Below are 14,673 nucleotides of genomic sequence, written 5' to 3'. Positions count from 1 at the left end.
GGGGGCTGGTGTCGTACGGCGGTGGCGACTGCTCCCGGGTCCGCCCGGCCGTCCGGACCTGCCGATTGGTCCCAAACGACAGGTTATGGGGCCGGAAGCGTGCGGTTTCTGCCCGATCGCCGGGGCCGCCGGCATCCGACAAAGCCGGACGCGGGGCACGGCCATCACCGTGCCCCGCGCCGCCGACAGCGTGCCGGGTGTGGGATTCGAACCCACAAGCCCTTTCGGGCAGTGGTGTTTGAGACCACCGCGTATGCCGTTCCGCCAACCCGGCCGACGCAGGAAAGGTACCCGACGGCGGGCTGACGCGCGGCGCTAGCCTTGCCGGGTGACCCAGCCGCCGTCTCCGTCCACCCAGCCCCGCGTCGTCATCGCCGAGGACGAGGCCCTCATCCGCATGGACCTCGCGGAGATGCTGGGCGAGGAGGGGTACGACGTCGTCGGCCAGGCGGGCGACGGGGCCCGGGCGGTCGAGCTGGCCCGGGAGCTGCGTCCCGACCTGGTGGTCCTCGACGTCAAGATGCCGGTGCTGGACGGCATCGCCGCGGCCGAGCGCATCGCCGACGAGCGGATCGCCCCGGTCGTCATCCTCACCGCCTTCTCCCAGCGCGAGCTGGTCGAGCGCGCCCGGGACGCCGGCGCGATGGCGTACCTCGTCAAGCCCTTCACCAAGCAGGACCTCGTGCCGGCCATCGAGATGGCGGTCAGCCGCTTCGCGGAGGTGCAGTCGCTGGAGTCGGAGGTCGCCGACCTCACCGAGCGGCTGGAGACCCGCAAGGCGATGGACCGGGCCAAGGGGATGCTGCAGGCGGAGCTCGGCCTCAGCGAGCCCGACGCCTTCCGCTGGATCCAGCGCACAGCCATGGACCTGCGGCTCTCGATGCGGCAGGTCGCCGACGGCGTCGTCGAGCACGGGGTGCCGGCTCCGTAGCGCCGCCCTCGCCACGGTGGGACGGCCCGGCGTTACGTCCCGGGTCACGAATCGGCAACGACCCGAAATACCCCTCGGGCGAGTCATGCTCACAGCGCTCGTCTGGTGCTACGTTTCGCTCCACCATCGACCGTGTGGCGTGGTTCACGTCAGCGGCCCAGCACTGCGGAGGATTCATGACCCGTTCCACCAAGCGCGTGCGCGGCATCGCCGCTCTCATCGCCACTGTCGGTCTCACCCTGAGCGCCTGCGGCACCACCGAGGACAGCGGCGGCGGTGACGGCGACAGCGCGAGCGGCGACGGCGCGGCCTGCGACCTGACCCTGGCGTTCTTCGGTCCCCAGACCGGCCCCGCGGCCGGTCTCGGCGAGCCGATCATCAACGGCGCCCAGCTCGCCATCGACGAGTACAACGCCGAAGCCGAGTGCGAGGTCGCCTACGAGCAGATCGACTCCCAGGGCAGCCCCGACCAGGCGCCCTCGCTGGCCACCGAGGCCGTGGGCAACGACGCCATCATCGGCGTCGTCGGCCCCGCCTTCTCAGGTGAGTCCGCAGCGGCCGGCCCGATCTTCTCCGAAGGCGGCCTGCCGACCATCTCCCCGTCGGCCACCAACCCGGCCCTCTCCGAGAACGGCTGGGACACCTTCCACCGGGCCCTGGGCAACGACGCGACGCAGGGTCCTGCCGCCGCGGCGTACATCCGTGACACCGTCGCCGCCACGTCCGTCTTCGTGATCGACGACGCCTCCGAGTACGGCGCCGGCCTCGCCGGCATCGTCGAGGAGGAGCTCGGCGACACGGTCGTCGACAGCGACACCATCCAGACCGGCCAGACCGACTTCTCCGCCACGGCGACCAAGGTCGGCTCGTCCGACGCCGACACCGTGTTCTTCGGCGGCTACTACGCCGAGGCCGGCCTGCTCGTCCGCCAGCTGCGCGACTCCGGCTTCGAGGGCACCTTCGTCGTCGCCGACGGCGTCAAGGACCCCGGCTACATGGACAGCGCCCGTGACGCTGCCGAGGCCACCGTCATCACCTGCCCGTGCATCCCCGCCGACGACCCGGCCGTGGCCGAGTTCGCCAGTGCCTACGAGGCTGAGTTCGGTGGTGCCCCCGGCACCTACGCCGCCGAGGCCTACGACGCGGCGCAGATCTTCCTCGACGGCATCGCCGAGGGCATCAGCACCCGTGAGGACATGCTCGCGTTCGTCAACGACTACGACGAGGCGGGCATCACCAAGCAGCTGACGTTCGACGAGACCGGCGAGCCGGCCGACGTCCACGTCTACGCCTACACCGTCGAGGGCGGCGAGATCGTCCCCGACCAGGAGATCACCAGCTGACCTGACAGCTTGCTCTACATCTCAAGCGTCGTCGTTGTGGCCGGGGGGCCCTAGCCCCCCGGCCGCAACCATGCGGCACCCAGAGCCCAGGAGGCTTGGTGAACTTCGAGTTCCTGTTCAACAACTTCCCCGAACTGACCATCACGGGTCTGGCGTTCGGTGCCATCTACGCCCTCATCGCGCTCGGCTACACGATGGTCTACGGCGTCCTGCAGCTGATCAACTTCGCCCACTCCGAGGTGTTCGCCTACGGCACCTTCGCCGCCCTGTGGACCGTGCTGGCCCTGGGCGGGGACGCGGGGGTGAGCTCGGGCAGGGGCATCGCGATCCTGGTCGCGGCCCTCGTCGCGGCGATGCTCGTGTCCGCGGCCATCGCGCTGCTGCTCGAGCGGGTGGCCTACCGGCCGCTGCTCAAGCGCAACGCTCCGCGCCTCATCGCCCTGATCTCGGCCATCGGCGCGTCCTTCGTGCTCGCCGAGCTGCTCGGCCTGCGTGACCGGGTGGCCGGCTGGTTCGGCCTGGAGGAGAGCCTGAGCGAGTACGTCAGCGGTGCGCGGATCAACCGCAGCATGCCGACGCTCCTCGAGCGCAAGAAGCTGTTCAGCTTCTTCGGCTACGACGTGACGGTCATCGACGTGATCGTCATCGTCGCGGCGATCGTGATGATGTTCGCCCTCGACCAGTTCGTCCGCCGCTCGCGCCTGGGCCGCGGCATCCGCGCCACGGCGCAGGACGCCGAGACCGCCGCCCTGATGGGCGTGAACTCCACCCGTGCGGTGCAGGTGACCTTCCTGCTGGGCGGCCTGATGGCCGGCGCCGCCGCGTTCCTCTACATGCTGAAGATCGAGACGACCCGGTTCGACGTCGGGTTCCTGCTCGGCGTCAAGGCGTTCACCGCCGCCGTGCTGGGCGGCATCGGCAACCTGCGCGGCGCGCTGCTGGGCGGGCTCGTCCTCGGCGTCGCGGAGAACTGGGGCTCGGCCCTCCTGGGCTCGGAGTGGCGCGACGTCGTCGCCTTCGTCCTCCTCGTCGTCATCCTCCTCTTCCGACCAACCGGCATCCTGGGTGAGTCGCTCGGAAAGGCACGCACATGAGCACCGCAGTCAGCGCTCGGCCGAAGAGGGGCGCGGGCCTCAAGGGCCGCGTCGTCGCCATGCCCAAGCCCCTCAAGATCACGCTGTGGGTGCTCCTGGCGCTCCTTGCCTACGCGCTCCCGCTGCTGGAGCCACCGATCATCTCCCCGCCCGGCACGGACTTCGGCGGCGTGCTCTTCACCGTGACGATCTACTGCCTCGTCGCCCTCGGGCTCAACATCGTGGTCGGCTATGCGGGCCTGCTCGACCTCGGCTACGTCGGCTTCTACGCGATCGGCGCCTACACCGCCGCCATCCTCACCTCCTTCCACGCCAACTGGCCGCTGCTGCTCGCGCTGCCGGTCGCCGTGGCCGCGTCGACGCTCTCGGGCGTCCTGCTCGGCGCCCCGACGCTGCGCGTCCGTGGTGACTACCTCGCCATCGTGACGCTCGGGTTCGGCGAGATCATCCGCCTCGTGGCGACGAACACCGAGTGGCTCGGCGCCGCCAAGGGCATCTCCAACATCGACCGGCCGCCCGGCCCGGCGCTGTTCGAGATCCCGCACCTGAACTGGGACACCGGCACCCCGCTGCTCGACTTCAACGACACCACGACGGTCCTGCAGTTCGGCGTGCTCGACCAGATCCCCTACTACTGGCTCGGCCTGACCGTCGTCATCCTGATGCTCTTCGCCGACCGCCTGGTCAAGGACAGCCGGGTCGGGCGCGCGTGGGAGGCCACCCGCGAGGACGAGGACGCCGCCGAGCTGATGGGCGTGCCGACGTTCAGGTTCAAGCTGCTGGCCTTCGCCACCGGAGCGTTCATCGGCGGGCTGGCCGGGGCGCTGTACGCCAGCCGGCAGAGCTTCATCAACCCGCTGTCGTTCCTGCTGCTCTACTCCATCCTCTTCCTGGCGGCCGTCGTGGTCGGCGGACAGGGCAACCGGTGGGGCGTGCTCGTGGGCGCGTTCCTCGTGGCCTACCTGCCCGAGAGGTTCCGCGACTTCGCCGACTTCCGCGTGCTGGCCTTCGGCGCCGCCCTGATGGCACTGGCCATCTTCCGGCCCGAGGGCCTCCTGCCACCACGCCGGACGGTGCGGGCCAAGCAGATGGAGCAGGAGATCGATGCCCTCGAAGAGGGAGCCGAGACCGATGGGGAGACCAGCCGTGCCTGAGCCCAGCCTCGAGAGGGCCAAGATCCTCGACGTCCAGGACCTCACCCTGCGCTTCGGCGGCCTCACGGCCCTCGACGGGGTGTCCTTCGACATCAGGGAGGGCGAGATCCTCGGCCTCATCGGCCCCAACGGTGCCGGCAAGACGACGTGCTTCAACGCCATCACCGGCGTCTACCGGCCGACGAGCGGCGACATCCTGTTCCAGGGGACGTCGCTGGCCGGGCGCAAGCGGTTCCAGATCACGAAGATGGGCATCGCCCGCACCTTCCAGAACATCCGCCTGTTCAAGGCGATGACGGCCCTCGAGAACGTGATGGTGGGCGCCGACGCGCAGCACTCCACCGGCATCATGAGCGCCCTCTTCCGGCTCCCGAAGCACCGCCGGGAGGAGCAGGAGGGGCAGGACCGGGCGATGGAGCTGCTGCGGTTCATGGGCATCCAGCGTCACGCCGACGAGCTCGCCGCCAACCTGTCGTACGGCGACCAGCGGCGCCTCGAGATCGCCCGCGCGATGGCGACCAACCCGAAGCTGATCTGCCTCGACGAGCCGGCGGCCGGCTTCAACCCGGCCGAGAAGGTCAAGCTCATGGAGCTGATCAGGCGGGTGCGCGACCAGGGCTACACCGTGCTGCTCATCGAGCACGACATGAAGCTCGTCATGGGCGTGACCGACCGGATCGTGGTGCTGGAGTTCGGACGCAAGATCGCCGAGGGCTCGCCGGCGGAGATCCGAGACAACCCGGCCGTCATCGCGGCCTACCTGGGAGTGGATGAAGAAGATGCTTCTTGAGGTCGACGGTCTCTGCGTCAACTACGGGCACATCGAGGCGATCCGTGACATCACCTTCGAGGTCGAGGAGGGCAGCATCACCACCCTCATCGGCGCCAACGGGGCCGGCAAGACGACCACGCTGAAGACCATCTCGGGGCTGCGGAAGGTGCGGCTGGGCTCGGTGAGGTTCGACGGCAAGGACATCACCGGCCTGGCCCCGCACGAGCGGGTCGGGCTGGGCATCAGCCAGTCGCCGGAGGGTCGCGGCATCTTCGTCGGCATGACGGTCCGCGACAACCTCGAGATGGGTGCCTACGTCCGCAAGGACCGCGGCTCTGCCGACTACCGGGCGGACCTCGACCGGGTGATGGCGCTGTTCCCGCGGCTCGAGGAGCGCATCGGGCAGGTGGCGGGCACCATGTCCGGCGGCGAGCAGCAGATGCTCGCCATCGGCCGGGCGCTGATGGCGAAGCCGCGACTGATCCTGCTCGACGAGCCGTCGATGGGCCTGGCGCCCAAGCTGATCCAGCAGATCTTCTCGATCATCGGCGAGATCAACCAGCAGGGCACCACGGTGCTGCTGGTGGAGCAGAACGCCGCCCAGGCGCTCAAGCGGGCCGACAACGCCCACATCCTGGAGACGGGTGAGATCGTCCGCTCCGGCACGGGTGCCGAGCTCGCCGGCGACGACTCGGTCAAGGCGGCCTACCTCGGCGGCGACCTCTAGACCGCTCGTCAGAGGGTCAGCTTGAAGCCCTCGTGGGTGGCCCGGAAGCCCAGCCGCTCGTAGAACCGGTGGGCGTCGGGGCGCGACTTGTCGGTCGTGAGCTGCACCAGCGCGCAGCCACGACGCCCGGCCTCCTCGACCGACCACCGCAGCATCACCTCGCCGAGGCCCTCGCCCCGGTGGTCGGCGCGCACCCGCACGGCCTCGACCTGGGCCCGCAGGGCACCGCCTCGCGACAGGCCGGGGATGACGGTGAGCTGGAGGGTGCCCACCACGTCGCCGTCGTCGACCGCGACGAGCAGCACCTGGGCGGGGTCGGCCGCGATGGCGTCGTACGCCGCGGCGTACGGCGCGAGGTCGTGGAGGTGCTCGCGGCCGCTGCCGAGGGGGTCCTCGGCCAGCAGGGCGACGATGGCCGGCAGGTCGCCGCGCTCGGCCAGGCGCAGGCTCGTCACGCGAACGCCCCGACCAGCGCCACCAGCAGGGGAGCGACCACCAGGGCGGGCAGCAGGTCGGCGACCGGGACCTCCCGGATGCGCAGCAGCCGCAGCGCCACCCCGACGAGCAGCAGGCCGCCGGTGGCGGTCAGGGCCGCCAGGTGGGCATCGGGAAGCACGTCGCCCAGCACCACGCCGACGACCGTGAGACCGCCCTGGACCACCAGCACCGTCAGCGCGCTGGCGGCCACGCCCCACCCGAAGGACGCGGCGAACGCGATGGCGGCGAACCCGTCGAGCGTCGCCTTGAGGAACAGCTGGTCGGCACCGTTGCCCAGTCCGTCGCTCAACGACCCGAGGATCGTCAGCGGCCCGGTGCAGAAGAGCAGCGAGGAGGCCACGAAGCCCTCGACGAAGCGGTGCCGCTCGGCGGTGCCGGCGTCGCCCGCGAGCCGCCGCTGGAGCCACCCGCCCAGGGACGCCACGCGCGACTCCAGCCGCAGCAGCGAGCCGGTGATGCCGCCGACGAGCAGGGAGCCGAGCACGATCAGCATCGGCGCGCTGGAGCCGACGGCGTCGGCGAGCACCGGGTCGAGCACGGCCCAGGCGGAGGTGCCGGCGATGAGCAGCGTGACGAGTCCCAGGGCGTCGGTGACGACGTCGCGCGTGCGCTCCGGCAGGCGGTGCCCCAGGAGGACGCCGAGGCCGGCACCGACCAGCACGGTCGCCACGTTGGTCAGGGTGCCGATTCCGGTGATCACGGGCCTCCTAGTCGTGGCGAGCAGCAAGAGAGTAGCCTCAGGCCTCGGTGCTCATGGGGGTGAGGCACCAACCCCTGCCTTTCCCCGGAGGTGCACTGTGAGTCGACACCTGGTGACGCTGCGCAACGCCGTGCCCGGCGACGTCGAGTTCCTGCGTGAGCTCTGGTCCGACGTCATCCGCCGAGCCGACCGCACCGACCAGGACCAGGACCTCCACACCGTCATCGGCGCGGCCTGCCTCACCGACGACGACCGCCTCGTCGTCGCCGAGTACGACGGCCAGCCGGCCGGCGCGGTCTACCTGCGGGCCACGACCGTCTCGCCCATCAACCTCGAGCGCGTGGTGCAGGCCGTGTCGCCGTACGTGCTGCCGCAGTTCCGACGCCACGGCATCGGCTCCGCCCTGATGGACGTCGCGGTCACCTTCGCCGAGGAGCGCGGCATCGGCCACGTCGGCGCCGCGGCCACCGCCGCCTCCCGCGACTCCAACCGCTTCTTCGCACGGCTCTCGATGGGACCGCAGGCGGTGCTGCGGGTGGCCACCACCCAGGCGGTGCGGCTGAAGCTCGGCTCGCGACGCGGCATCCTCACGCACACCCCGTTCGCCACCCTGGCCGGCAGCAAGAGCAGCCGTCACATCGACCGCGTGCTCGCGGCGCGCCGGCGCCGCCGCGAGGCCTTCACCGGCTGACGCTCACAGCCCGACGCGGTCGGTCGGCACCAGGGCGCAGGTGAGCCGCGAGGTGCAGACCCGCCTGCCGCGCTCGTCGGTGATGACGACCTCGTACGACGCGGTGCTGCGGCCCAGGTGCACGGCGGTGGCCACCCCGGTGACGATCCCCGACGTGGCCGCGCGGTGGTGCGTGGCGTTGATGTCGACGCCGACGGACAGCTTCTCGGGCCAGGCGTGGATGCCGGAGCCGATCGAGCCCAGCGTCTCGGCGAGCACGACGGACGCGCCGCCGTGCAGCAGGCCGTACGGCTGCTGGTTGCCCTCGACCGGCATGGTCGCCACCACGCGCTCGGCGCCGAGCTCGAGGATCTCGATGCCCATCTTCTCGTTCAGGGTGCCCATGCCGTGGGGCATCCGGGCGAGGAAGTCCTCGAGGGTCGCGTCGGACGGCAGGACGGGCTGGTCGGTCATGGCGGCCATTGTGCCGGGACCGGGGCCCAGCCGGTGTCGGTGGTGCTCGATAGAGTCGCTCAGGTGACCGACGCTGCGTTGACTGACGGGCCCCGACCGCGACTGCTGCTGCTCGACGGGCACTCGCTGGCCTACCGGGCCTTCTTCGCGCTGCCGGTGGAGAACTTCTCGACCACGACGGGCCAGCCGACCAACGCGGTCTACGGCTTCACCTCGATGCTCATCAACGTCATGCGCGACGAGGAGCCGACCCACGTCGCGGTGGCCTTCGACCGGTCGCGGCAGACCTTCCGCCTCGAGGCCTACCCGGACTACAAGGCCAAGCGCAACAAGACCCCCGACGAGTTCAAGAGCCAGCTCCCTCTCATCCAGGAGGTGCTCGACGCGCTGCGCATCTCCCACCTGTCGGTCGACGGCTTCGAGGCCGACGACATCATCGGCACCCTCGCCACCCAGGCGGTCGCGCAGGGGCAGGAGGTGCTGATCCTCACCGGCGACCGCGACTCCCTGCAGCTCGTCGGCACCCACTCCACCGTGCTCTACCCCATGCGCGGGGTGAGCGAGCTGGCGCGGATGACCCCCGACGCGGTCGAGGCGAAGTACGGCGTGCCTCCGCACCGCTATCCCGAGCTCGCCGCGCTGGTCGGCGAGGACTCCGACAACCTCCCGGGCGTGCCGGGCGTGGGTCCCAAGACCGCCGCGAAGTGGATCAACGAGCACGACGGCCTCGAGGGCGTCATCACCCACGCCGACAAGATCAAGGGCAAGGCGGGTGACAACCTGCGTGCCCACCTCGGTGACGTCATGCGCAACCGCAAGCTCAACGCGCTGGTCCTCGACCTGCCGCTGCCGGTGGGGCCCGCCGACCTGGCCCGGCAGCCCTGGGACCGCCACGAGGTGCACACGCTCTTCGACGGCCTGGAGTTCCGGGTGCTGCGCGACCGGTTGTTCGAGACCCTCGAGTCGGTCGAGGTCATCGACGACTCCGGCTTCGAGCTCCTCGCCGAGCGGCTCGAGCCGGGCGACCTGGGCGAGTGGCTGGAGGAGCACGCCTCCGGCGACGCGCGGGTCGGCCTGACCGTGCAGGGCACCTGGCGGGCCGGCACGGGAGAGGTGTTCTCCGTCGCGCTGGCGGCGGCCGACGGCACCGCCGCCTGGTTCGACGCCGGCGAGGTCACCCCCGAGGACGACGCCGCCTTCGTCTCCTGGCTCGGCAGTCCCGAGCGACCCAAGGTGATGCACGACGCCAAGGGGCCGATGCTGGCGCTGGCCGCTCGCGGGTGGGAGCTGCGCGGCCTGGTGGTCGACACCGCGCTCGCGGCGTACCTCGTGCGACCCGACCAGCGCTCCTACGACCTCGCCGACCTGACGCTGCGCTACCTCAAGCGCGAGCTGAAGCAGGAGACCGGCGATGCCGACCAGCTCAGCTTCGACGCCCTCGGCGAGACGATGGGCGACGCGGGGGCCAGTGACACCGCGATGCTGCACGCCCGCGCCGTGCTCGACCTGGCCGAGGCACTGGGCACCTCGGTCGAGGAGCACGGCGGCACCGGCCTGCTCGCCGACGTCGAGCTGCCGCTGGTCGACACGCTGGCCAGGATGGAGCAGGTCGGCATCGCCGTCGACCTCGACCACCTCGAGGCGCTGGAGGCGGAGTTCGGGGTCGAGGTCACCAAGGCCGCCGACGACGCCTACGCCGTGATCGGCAAGGAGATCAACCTGGGCTCGCCCAAGCAGCTGCAGGTGGTGCTCTTCGACGAGCTGGCGATGCCCAAGACCAAGCGCACCAAGACCGGCTACACCACCGACGCCGACGCGCTGCAGGGGCTGTTCGAGAAGACCGAGCACCCGTTCCTGCTCCACCTGCTGCGGCACCGCGACGTCATCCGGCTGCGGCAGACCGTCGAGGGGCTGCTCAAGACCGTCGCCGCCGACGGCCGCATCCACACGACCTTCAACCAGATGATCGCGGCCACCGGCCGGCTCTCCAGCACCGACCCCAACCTGCAGAACATCCCCATCCGCACCGAGGAGGGCCGCCGCATCCGCGAGGGGTTCGTCGTCGGCGGCGGCTTCGAGAGCCTGCTCACCGCCGACTACAGCCAGATCGAGATGCGCATCATGGCGCACCTGTCCGAGGACGCCCAGCTGATCGAGTCGTTCCGCTCGGCCAAGGACTTCCACTCGATCACCGCCGCGAAGGTCTTCGAGGTGCCGCCCGAGGCGGTCAACGTGGAGATGCGCGCCAAGATCAAGGCGATGAACTACGGCCTCGCCTACGGCCTGTCGGCGTACGGCCTGGCGCAGCAGCTGCGCATCGAGCCGTCCGAGGCGCGGCTGCTGATGGACGACTACTTCGAGACCTTCGGCGGCGTGCGCGACTACCTCGGGGGGATCGTCGACGAGGCCCGCCGCTCGGGGTTCACCGAGACCATCTGGGGCCGCCGGCGCTACCTCCCCGACCTCACCAGCGACAACCGCCAGCGTCGCGAGATGGCCGAGCGGATGGCGCTCAACGCCCCGATCCAGGGCTCGGCCGCCGACCTCATCAAGGTCGCGATGCTCAACGTCGAGCGGGCGATCGCCGAGCAGGGGCTCGCCTCACGGATGCTGCTGCAGGTGCACGACGAGCTCGTGTTCGAGGTCGCCACCGGCGAGCGCGAGGCGCTGGAGGCGCTCGTGCGCGAGCAGATGGCCTCCGCCGCCGACCTGGCGGTGCCCCTCGACGTCTCGGTCGGCACCGGCCACAGCTGGCACGAAGCCGCCCACTGACGGCGGCGCGTCAGGGTGCCGTGGCTGGGAGCGGCTCGTCCTGGCCCACGTGGCGGTAGCTGGTCGTCAGGAGCGCCAACAGGAGCACGGCGTCGACCGCCGCCACCCACAGCAGCAGGCTGGTGATGGTGTGCATGAAGAGCGCCCCGACCACGAGCGCGGCCAGGCCCGCCCACACCAGGAGGATGGAGCGCTGACCCTGGCGGGCGATCACCGAGTAGACGACGAGCTGGAGCAGCGCGATCACCGTGCCGAGGATCGCGAACAGCCAGAGCCGGCCCTCGATGTCGCCGTACTTGGCCCCGCCGGCGAAGACCAGGGCCAGCGACGAGAGCACCCACGCGCCCAGGGTCACGGCGGCGCCGAGGGCGGCGACGAGGACGAGGCTGAGGTTGAGGGCGCGTCGCCGCTCGTGGCTGGTGGACATGGACGGGAAGGCCACGACCACCACGAACTGGGGCAGGAAGATCACGGCCTTGGTGAGGATCAACCCACCGGCGTAGAGGCCGGCGTCGTGGCCGTCGAGCACGTTGCGGGCGATGACGATGTCGACGTTGGACAGCGCGAAGAAGGCGAGCAGGGCCTGGGAGTTGACCAGCGACTCGCGCAGGACGGGCCCGCCGCCGTGCAGGTCGGAGTGGCCGGACTGGTCGCGGTGCCCGCGCAGCGACCACCACCCCACCGCCACGGGCACCAGCGCGCCCAGCAGCACGCCGACCATGGCCCACAGCTCGGTCGGGCGCCAGAGGATGAGGGCGGTGCCGAGCACCAGCCGCGGCACGCCGGCTGCGACATACATCAGCCCCAGCGGCGCCCAGCGGCGCTCGCCCTGCAGGATGCCGGCCTGTCCGCCCATCAGCGTGAGCGGGACGACCACGAGGCTGACCAGCGCCGCGGTGGCCAGGCTGTCGAGCCGCAGCGCCACCTTGAGCAGGGGGGAGAGAGCCAGGAGCACCAGGCCGAGCACGACCGCCGCCCGCCACGTGACGCGCAGGATCTCCCGCTCGATCTGGGCGACGTGCTCGGGATCGGCCGAGATGCGCCGCGCGGCCGTCGCCTGGAGGGCGAGGGACAGCACGCTGACGACGATGAGGACGTTCATGAGGGCGGCGAACGCGCCGTACACCTCGGTGCCCATGCGCCGCGCGGCGAAGTAGGTGAAGAGGTACGTCGCCACGTTCATCACGGCCATCGAGATGGCGATCAGGCTGCCCTTGTCGGGCAGGCGCGAGGTCGCAGCGACGCGTTCGCTCGTCATCTGGTCCTTCCCTGACGGCCGGCAGCGGCCACCCGGGCTCGGATATCGTGACCGCCTCAAATCCTACGGGCGACGGGACGGCGGCGTGAATCGTGGTGCCCGCGCAGCGACGTCGCTGTGGCCGTGGCTCCTGGCCGCCGTCGTCCTCGGTCCGGCGCTGCTCGGCCGCGGCTACGTGCTCACCTACGACATGGTGTGGGTGCCCGACCTGGCGCTGCGCCCGGACCTCCTCGGCACCGGCACCGCCCTGCCCCGTGCCGTGCCGTCCGACGCGGTCGTCGCGCTCCTCGACGAGCTCGTCCCGGGCATGCTGCTGCAGCGCCTCGTCCTGTACGGCGCCCTGGTGGCGGCGGCCCTGGGCACCCGCCGGCTCGTGGGGCGCTCGCTCCCGGCGCAGTGGGTGGCGATGACGGCGGCGATCTGGAACCCCTTCGTCGCCGAGCGGCTGGTCATCGGGCACTGGCCCGTGCTGCTGGGGTACGCCGCCCTGCCGTGGCTGGCGCTGGCCGCCGGCCGGGCACGGCGCACCGGGGTGGTCCCGGCCGCCCTGCCGCTGCTCCTGGTCGCCGGCTCGCTGAGCGCCTCGGCCGGTCTCGTCTCGGCGCTCGTCGTGCTCGTGTTCGGCCTGCGGCGCGGGGGCGGTCGCGCCACCGCCCGGCTGCTGGCGTGCGTGGTCGCCGCCAACCTCCCGTGGCTGGTCGCGGGGCTGACGCACGCGTCGGCGGCGGTCGCCGACCCCGACGGCGCCCGGCTGTTCGGCACTCAGCCGGAGGGCAGCCTGCCGGCACCGCTGGCCGCGCTCACCCTCGGTGGCATCTGGAACGCCGAGGTCGTGCCCGGCTCGCGGAGCACCTGGCTGGCCTGGACGAGCCTGGTGGTGCTGGTGGTGCTCGCCGTCCTCGGACGTCGCGCCTTCCTGGCCACCACCCCCGACGCGCCCCGATGGCTGGTCGTCGGCGGTCTGGGGCTTGCGGTCGCACTCGTGGGCTGGGCCTCCCCGGCCACGGTCGGGTGGCTGGGGGAGCAGGTGCCCGGCCTGGGGCTGCTCCGCGACAGCACCCGCATGCTGGCACTGCTCGTGCCGGTGGAGGCCGCGCTGCTGGCGGCCGGCGCCGCCGTCGTCGTCGGACGTGCCCGCGACGCCCAGTGGGTGGTCGCGCCGGCGCTCGTGGTCGTGCCGGTGCTCCTGCTGCCCGACCTGGCGTGGGGGGGCTTCGGGGCGCTGCGACCGGTCTCCTACCCCGCGTCGTACGCCGTCGTCCGGGACGCCGTGGAGGAGCGCGCGTCGACCGGTCCGGGCGGGGACCTGCTCGTCCTGCCCTTCACCGCCTACCGCGCCCCGGAGTGGAACGGCCTCCGCAGCGTCCTGGACCCGCTCGGGCGCCACCTGACCCCCGACCACGTGGCCAGCGACGTCCTGCTCGTGGGTGGCACGGAGGTGGCGGGGGAGGACCCGCGCGGGCCCCGGGTGCTCGACGCGCTCGCCCTGCCCGCGGCGCCGGAGCGGGCTGCGGCGCTGGCCTCCCTCGGCGTCCGGTTCGTGGCGACCGACGACAGCGTGCGGCTGGGAGAGGAGGAGAACGACCTCCTGCGGCCCGACGTGCCGGGGGACCCCGTCGTCAGCAGCGGTGAGCTGAGGGTGGTCGAGCTCGCCCGGCCAACGCCGTCATCGACCCCGGTCGCCACGGCCGTCGCGCTGGGGGCCGCCTGGACGGTGTGGCTGGGGTGGCCCCTCGGCGCCCTGCTGCTCACCCTGCGGCGGCGCCACCGTGCCCGAGGAGGAACCGGCGGGTAAAGAAGTGCGTTGCAATGAGTCCGGGGGGCGGATTCGCTGTTATCGTCGGCGGCCGGAGAAGGAGGAGAGTCGTGGGATCTTTCACTGCCGCCATCGCGGCTCTGGTCGTGGGGGCCGGCGTCGCCAGTGCGACCGTGGTCGGTGTCGTCCAGGCGCAGCGGTCCGCCGGCGAGAAGCCCAACGAGCAGGTCGAGCAGTCGGTGCTCGACTACGGCACCAACGCCCGGCAGTAGCCTTCCGCGATATCCGCTCGCACGCCCGACCCGGACCACGGTCCGGGTCGTCGTCGTCAGACCTCGCGCGTGGACCCCTCCTCCGGGTCCACCACGGCCTCCAGCACGCCGCCCATGGCGTCGCCCAGGACCGTCGCGAAGGAACCCTGGGCATGCCCCCAGGTGAAGCGGTGGCTCATCTCCCGCGCGCCGGCGGCGAGCCGCTCGCGCTCCTCGCCGGCGTCCAGCAGGTGCCCGAGGGCGGCGACGAGC

Annotated in this window: 14 protein-coding genes, 1 tRNA gene and 1 pseudogene; 10 read left to right on the top strand and 6 right to left on the bottom strand. The window is 71.7% G+C overall.

The annotated features are described in order from the left end of the window. Window positions 1–191 precede the first annotated feature (191 nt). Window positions 192–274 (bottom strand) — tRNA-Leu (locus QZX64_RS16155). A gap of 54 nt (window positions 275–328) precedes the next feature. On the opposite strand from QZX64_RS16155, the gene QZX64_RS16150 reads away from it, so the two are divergent. The 6 genes from QZX64_RS16150 to QZX64_RS16125 all read left to right on the top strand — a co-directional run bounded on the left by QZX64_RS16150 (window position 329) and on the right by QZX64_RS16125 (window position 6,021). After that, window positions 329–931 carry an ANTAR domain-containing response regulator gene (locus QZX64_RS16150; protein WP_295661861.1) on the top strand — a complete coding sequence of 201 codons (603 nt, stop codon included), beginning with the start codon at window positions 329–331 and terminating at the stop codon, window positions 929–931. A gap of 176 nt (window positions 932–1,107) precedes the next feature. Further along, the gene (locus QZX64_RS16145) at window positions 1,108–2,274 is read left to right on the top strand and encodes a branched-chain amino acid ABC transporter substrate-binding protein (protein WP_295661859.1); all 1,167 of its coding nucleotides are present in this window, start codon (window positions 1,108–1,110) and stop codon (window positions 2,272–2,274) included. Between the two features lie 98 nt (window positions 2,275–2,372). After that, entirely contained in the window at window positions 2,373–3,368 is a 996-nt protein-coding gene (locus tag QZX64_RS16140) for a branched-chain amino acid ABC transporter permease (protein WP_295661857.1), read from the top strand. Beyond that, on the top strand, window positions 3,365–4,522 hold the full coding sequence (locus QZX64_RS16135) for a branched-chain amino acid ABC transporter permease (RefSeq protein WP_295661854.1): 1,158 nt from the start codon (window positions 3,365–3,367) through the stop codon (window positions 4,520–4,522). The genes QZX64_RS16140 and QZX64_RS16135 overlap by 4 nt, the downstream gene beginning before the upstream one ends. After that, complete coding sequence (locus QZX64_RS16130; protein WP_295661851.1) at window positions 4,515–5,312, top strand: ABC transporter ATP-binding protein; 798 nt, start codon at window positions 4,515–4,517, stop codon at window positions 5,310–5,312. The genes QZX64_RS16135 and QZX64_RS16130 overlap by 8 nt, the downstream gene beginning before the upstream one ends. Continuing rightward, window positions 5,302–6,021 (top strand): ABC transporter ATP-binding protein, encoded by a 720-nt coding sequence (locus QZX64_RS16125; RefSeq protein WP_366558565.1) that lies wholly within the window; start codon window positions 5,302–5,304, stop codon window positions 6,019–6,021. Before QZX64_RS16130 ends, QZX64_RS16125 begins: the two co-directional genes overlap by 11 nt. Window positions 6,022–6,029: 8 nt before the next feature. Here the strand turns inward: QZX64_RS16125 and QZX64_RS16120 are convergent, their stop codons facing one another. Together QZX64_RS16120 and QZX64_RS16115 are read right to left on the bottom strand one after the other, a co-directional pair. Beyond that, window positions 6,030–6,476: a GNAT family N-acetyltransferase gene (locus QZX64_RS16120; RefSeq protein ID WP_295661845.1), complete on the bottom strand. Its 447-nt coding sequence runs from the start codon at window positions 6,474–6,476 to the stop codon at window positions 6,030–6,032. Beyond that, window positions 6,473–7,219 (bottom strand): DUF554 domain-containing protein, encoded by a 747-nt coding sequence (locus QZX64_RS16115; protein ID WP_295661842.1) that lies wholly within the window; start codon window positions 7,217–7,219, stop codon window positions 6,473–6,475. Before QZX64_RS16115 ends, QZX64_RS16120 begins: the two co-directional genes overlap by 4 nt. 97 nt (window positions 7,220–7,316) lie before the next feature. On the opposite strand from QZX64_RS16115, the gene QZX64_RS16110 reads away from it, so the two are divergent. After that, window positions 7,317–7,910: a GNAT family N-acetyltransferase gene (locus QZX64_RS16110; RefSeq protein ID WP_295661839.1), complete on the top strand. Its 594-nt coding sequence runs from the start codon at window positions 7,317–7,319 to the stop codon at window positions 7,908–7,910. A 3-nt stretch (window positions 7,911–7,913) separates the two neighbouring features. Here the strand turns inward: QZX64_RS16110 and QZX64_RS16105 are convergent, their stop codons facing one another. Beyond that, entirely contained in the window at window positions 7,914–8,363 is a 450-nt protein-coding gene (locus QZX64_RS16105) for a hotdog fold thioesterase (protein WP_295661836.1), read from the bottom strand. 63 nt (window positions 8,364–8,426) lie between these two features. On the opposite strand from QZX64_RS16105, the gene polA reads away from it, so the two are divergent. Continuing rightward, window positions 8,427–11,135 (top strand): DNA polymerase I, encoded by a 2,709-nt coding sequence (polA, locus tag QZX64_RS16100; protein ID WP_295661833.1) that lies wholly within the window; start codon window positions 8,427–8,429, stop codon window positions 11,133–11,135. Between the two features lie 10 nt (window positions 11,136–11,145). Here the strand turns inward: polA and QZX64_RS16095 are convergent, their stop codons facing one another. Then, a complete protein-coding gene (locus QZX64_RS16095; RefSeq protein WP_295661830.1) occupies window positions 11,146–12,393 on the bottom strand; it encodes a lipopolysaccharide biosynthesis protein in 1,248 nt (415 codons plus the stop codon). An 85-nt stretch (window positions 12,394–12,478) separates the two neighbouring features. Here QZX64_RS16095 and QZX64_RS16090 point away from each other — a divergent pair, with 85 nt between their 5' ends. Both QZX64_RS16090 and QZX64_RS16085 read left to right on the top strand, forming a co-directional pair. Next, window positions 12,479–14,188 carry a hypothetical protein gene (locus QZX64_RS16090; protein WP_295661827.1) on the top strand — a complete coding sequence of 570 codons (1,710 nt, stop codon included), beginning with the start codon at window positions 12,479–12,481 and terminating at the stop codon, window positions 14,186–14,188. A gap of 71 nt (window positions 14,189–14,259) precedes the next feature. After that, window positions 14,260–14,421 (top strand): hypothetical protein, encoded by a 162-nt coding sequence (locus QZX64_RS16085; RefSeq protein ID WP_295658952.1) that lies wholly within the window; start codon window positions 14,260–14,262, stop codon window positions 14,419–14,421. A gap of 56 nt (window positions 14,422–14,477) precedes the next feature. On the opposite strand, the pseudogene QZX64_RS16080 reads toward QZX64_RS16085, so the two are convergent. Beyond that, window positions 14,478–14,673 (bottom strand): annotated as a pseudogene (locus tag QZX64_RS16080) (hypothetical protein); the annotation flags it as partial.

This window comes from uncultured Nocardioides sp., assembly GCF_902805925.1.
GTDB lineage: Bacteria > Actinomycetota > Actinomycetes > Propionibacteriales > Nocardioidaceae > Nocardioides.
The sequence above is the reverse complement of the archived record's forward strand: the minus strand, read 5'-3'. Positions and strand labels throughout refer to the sequence as shown.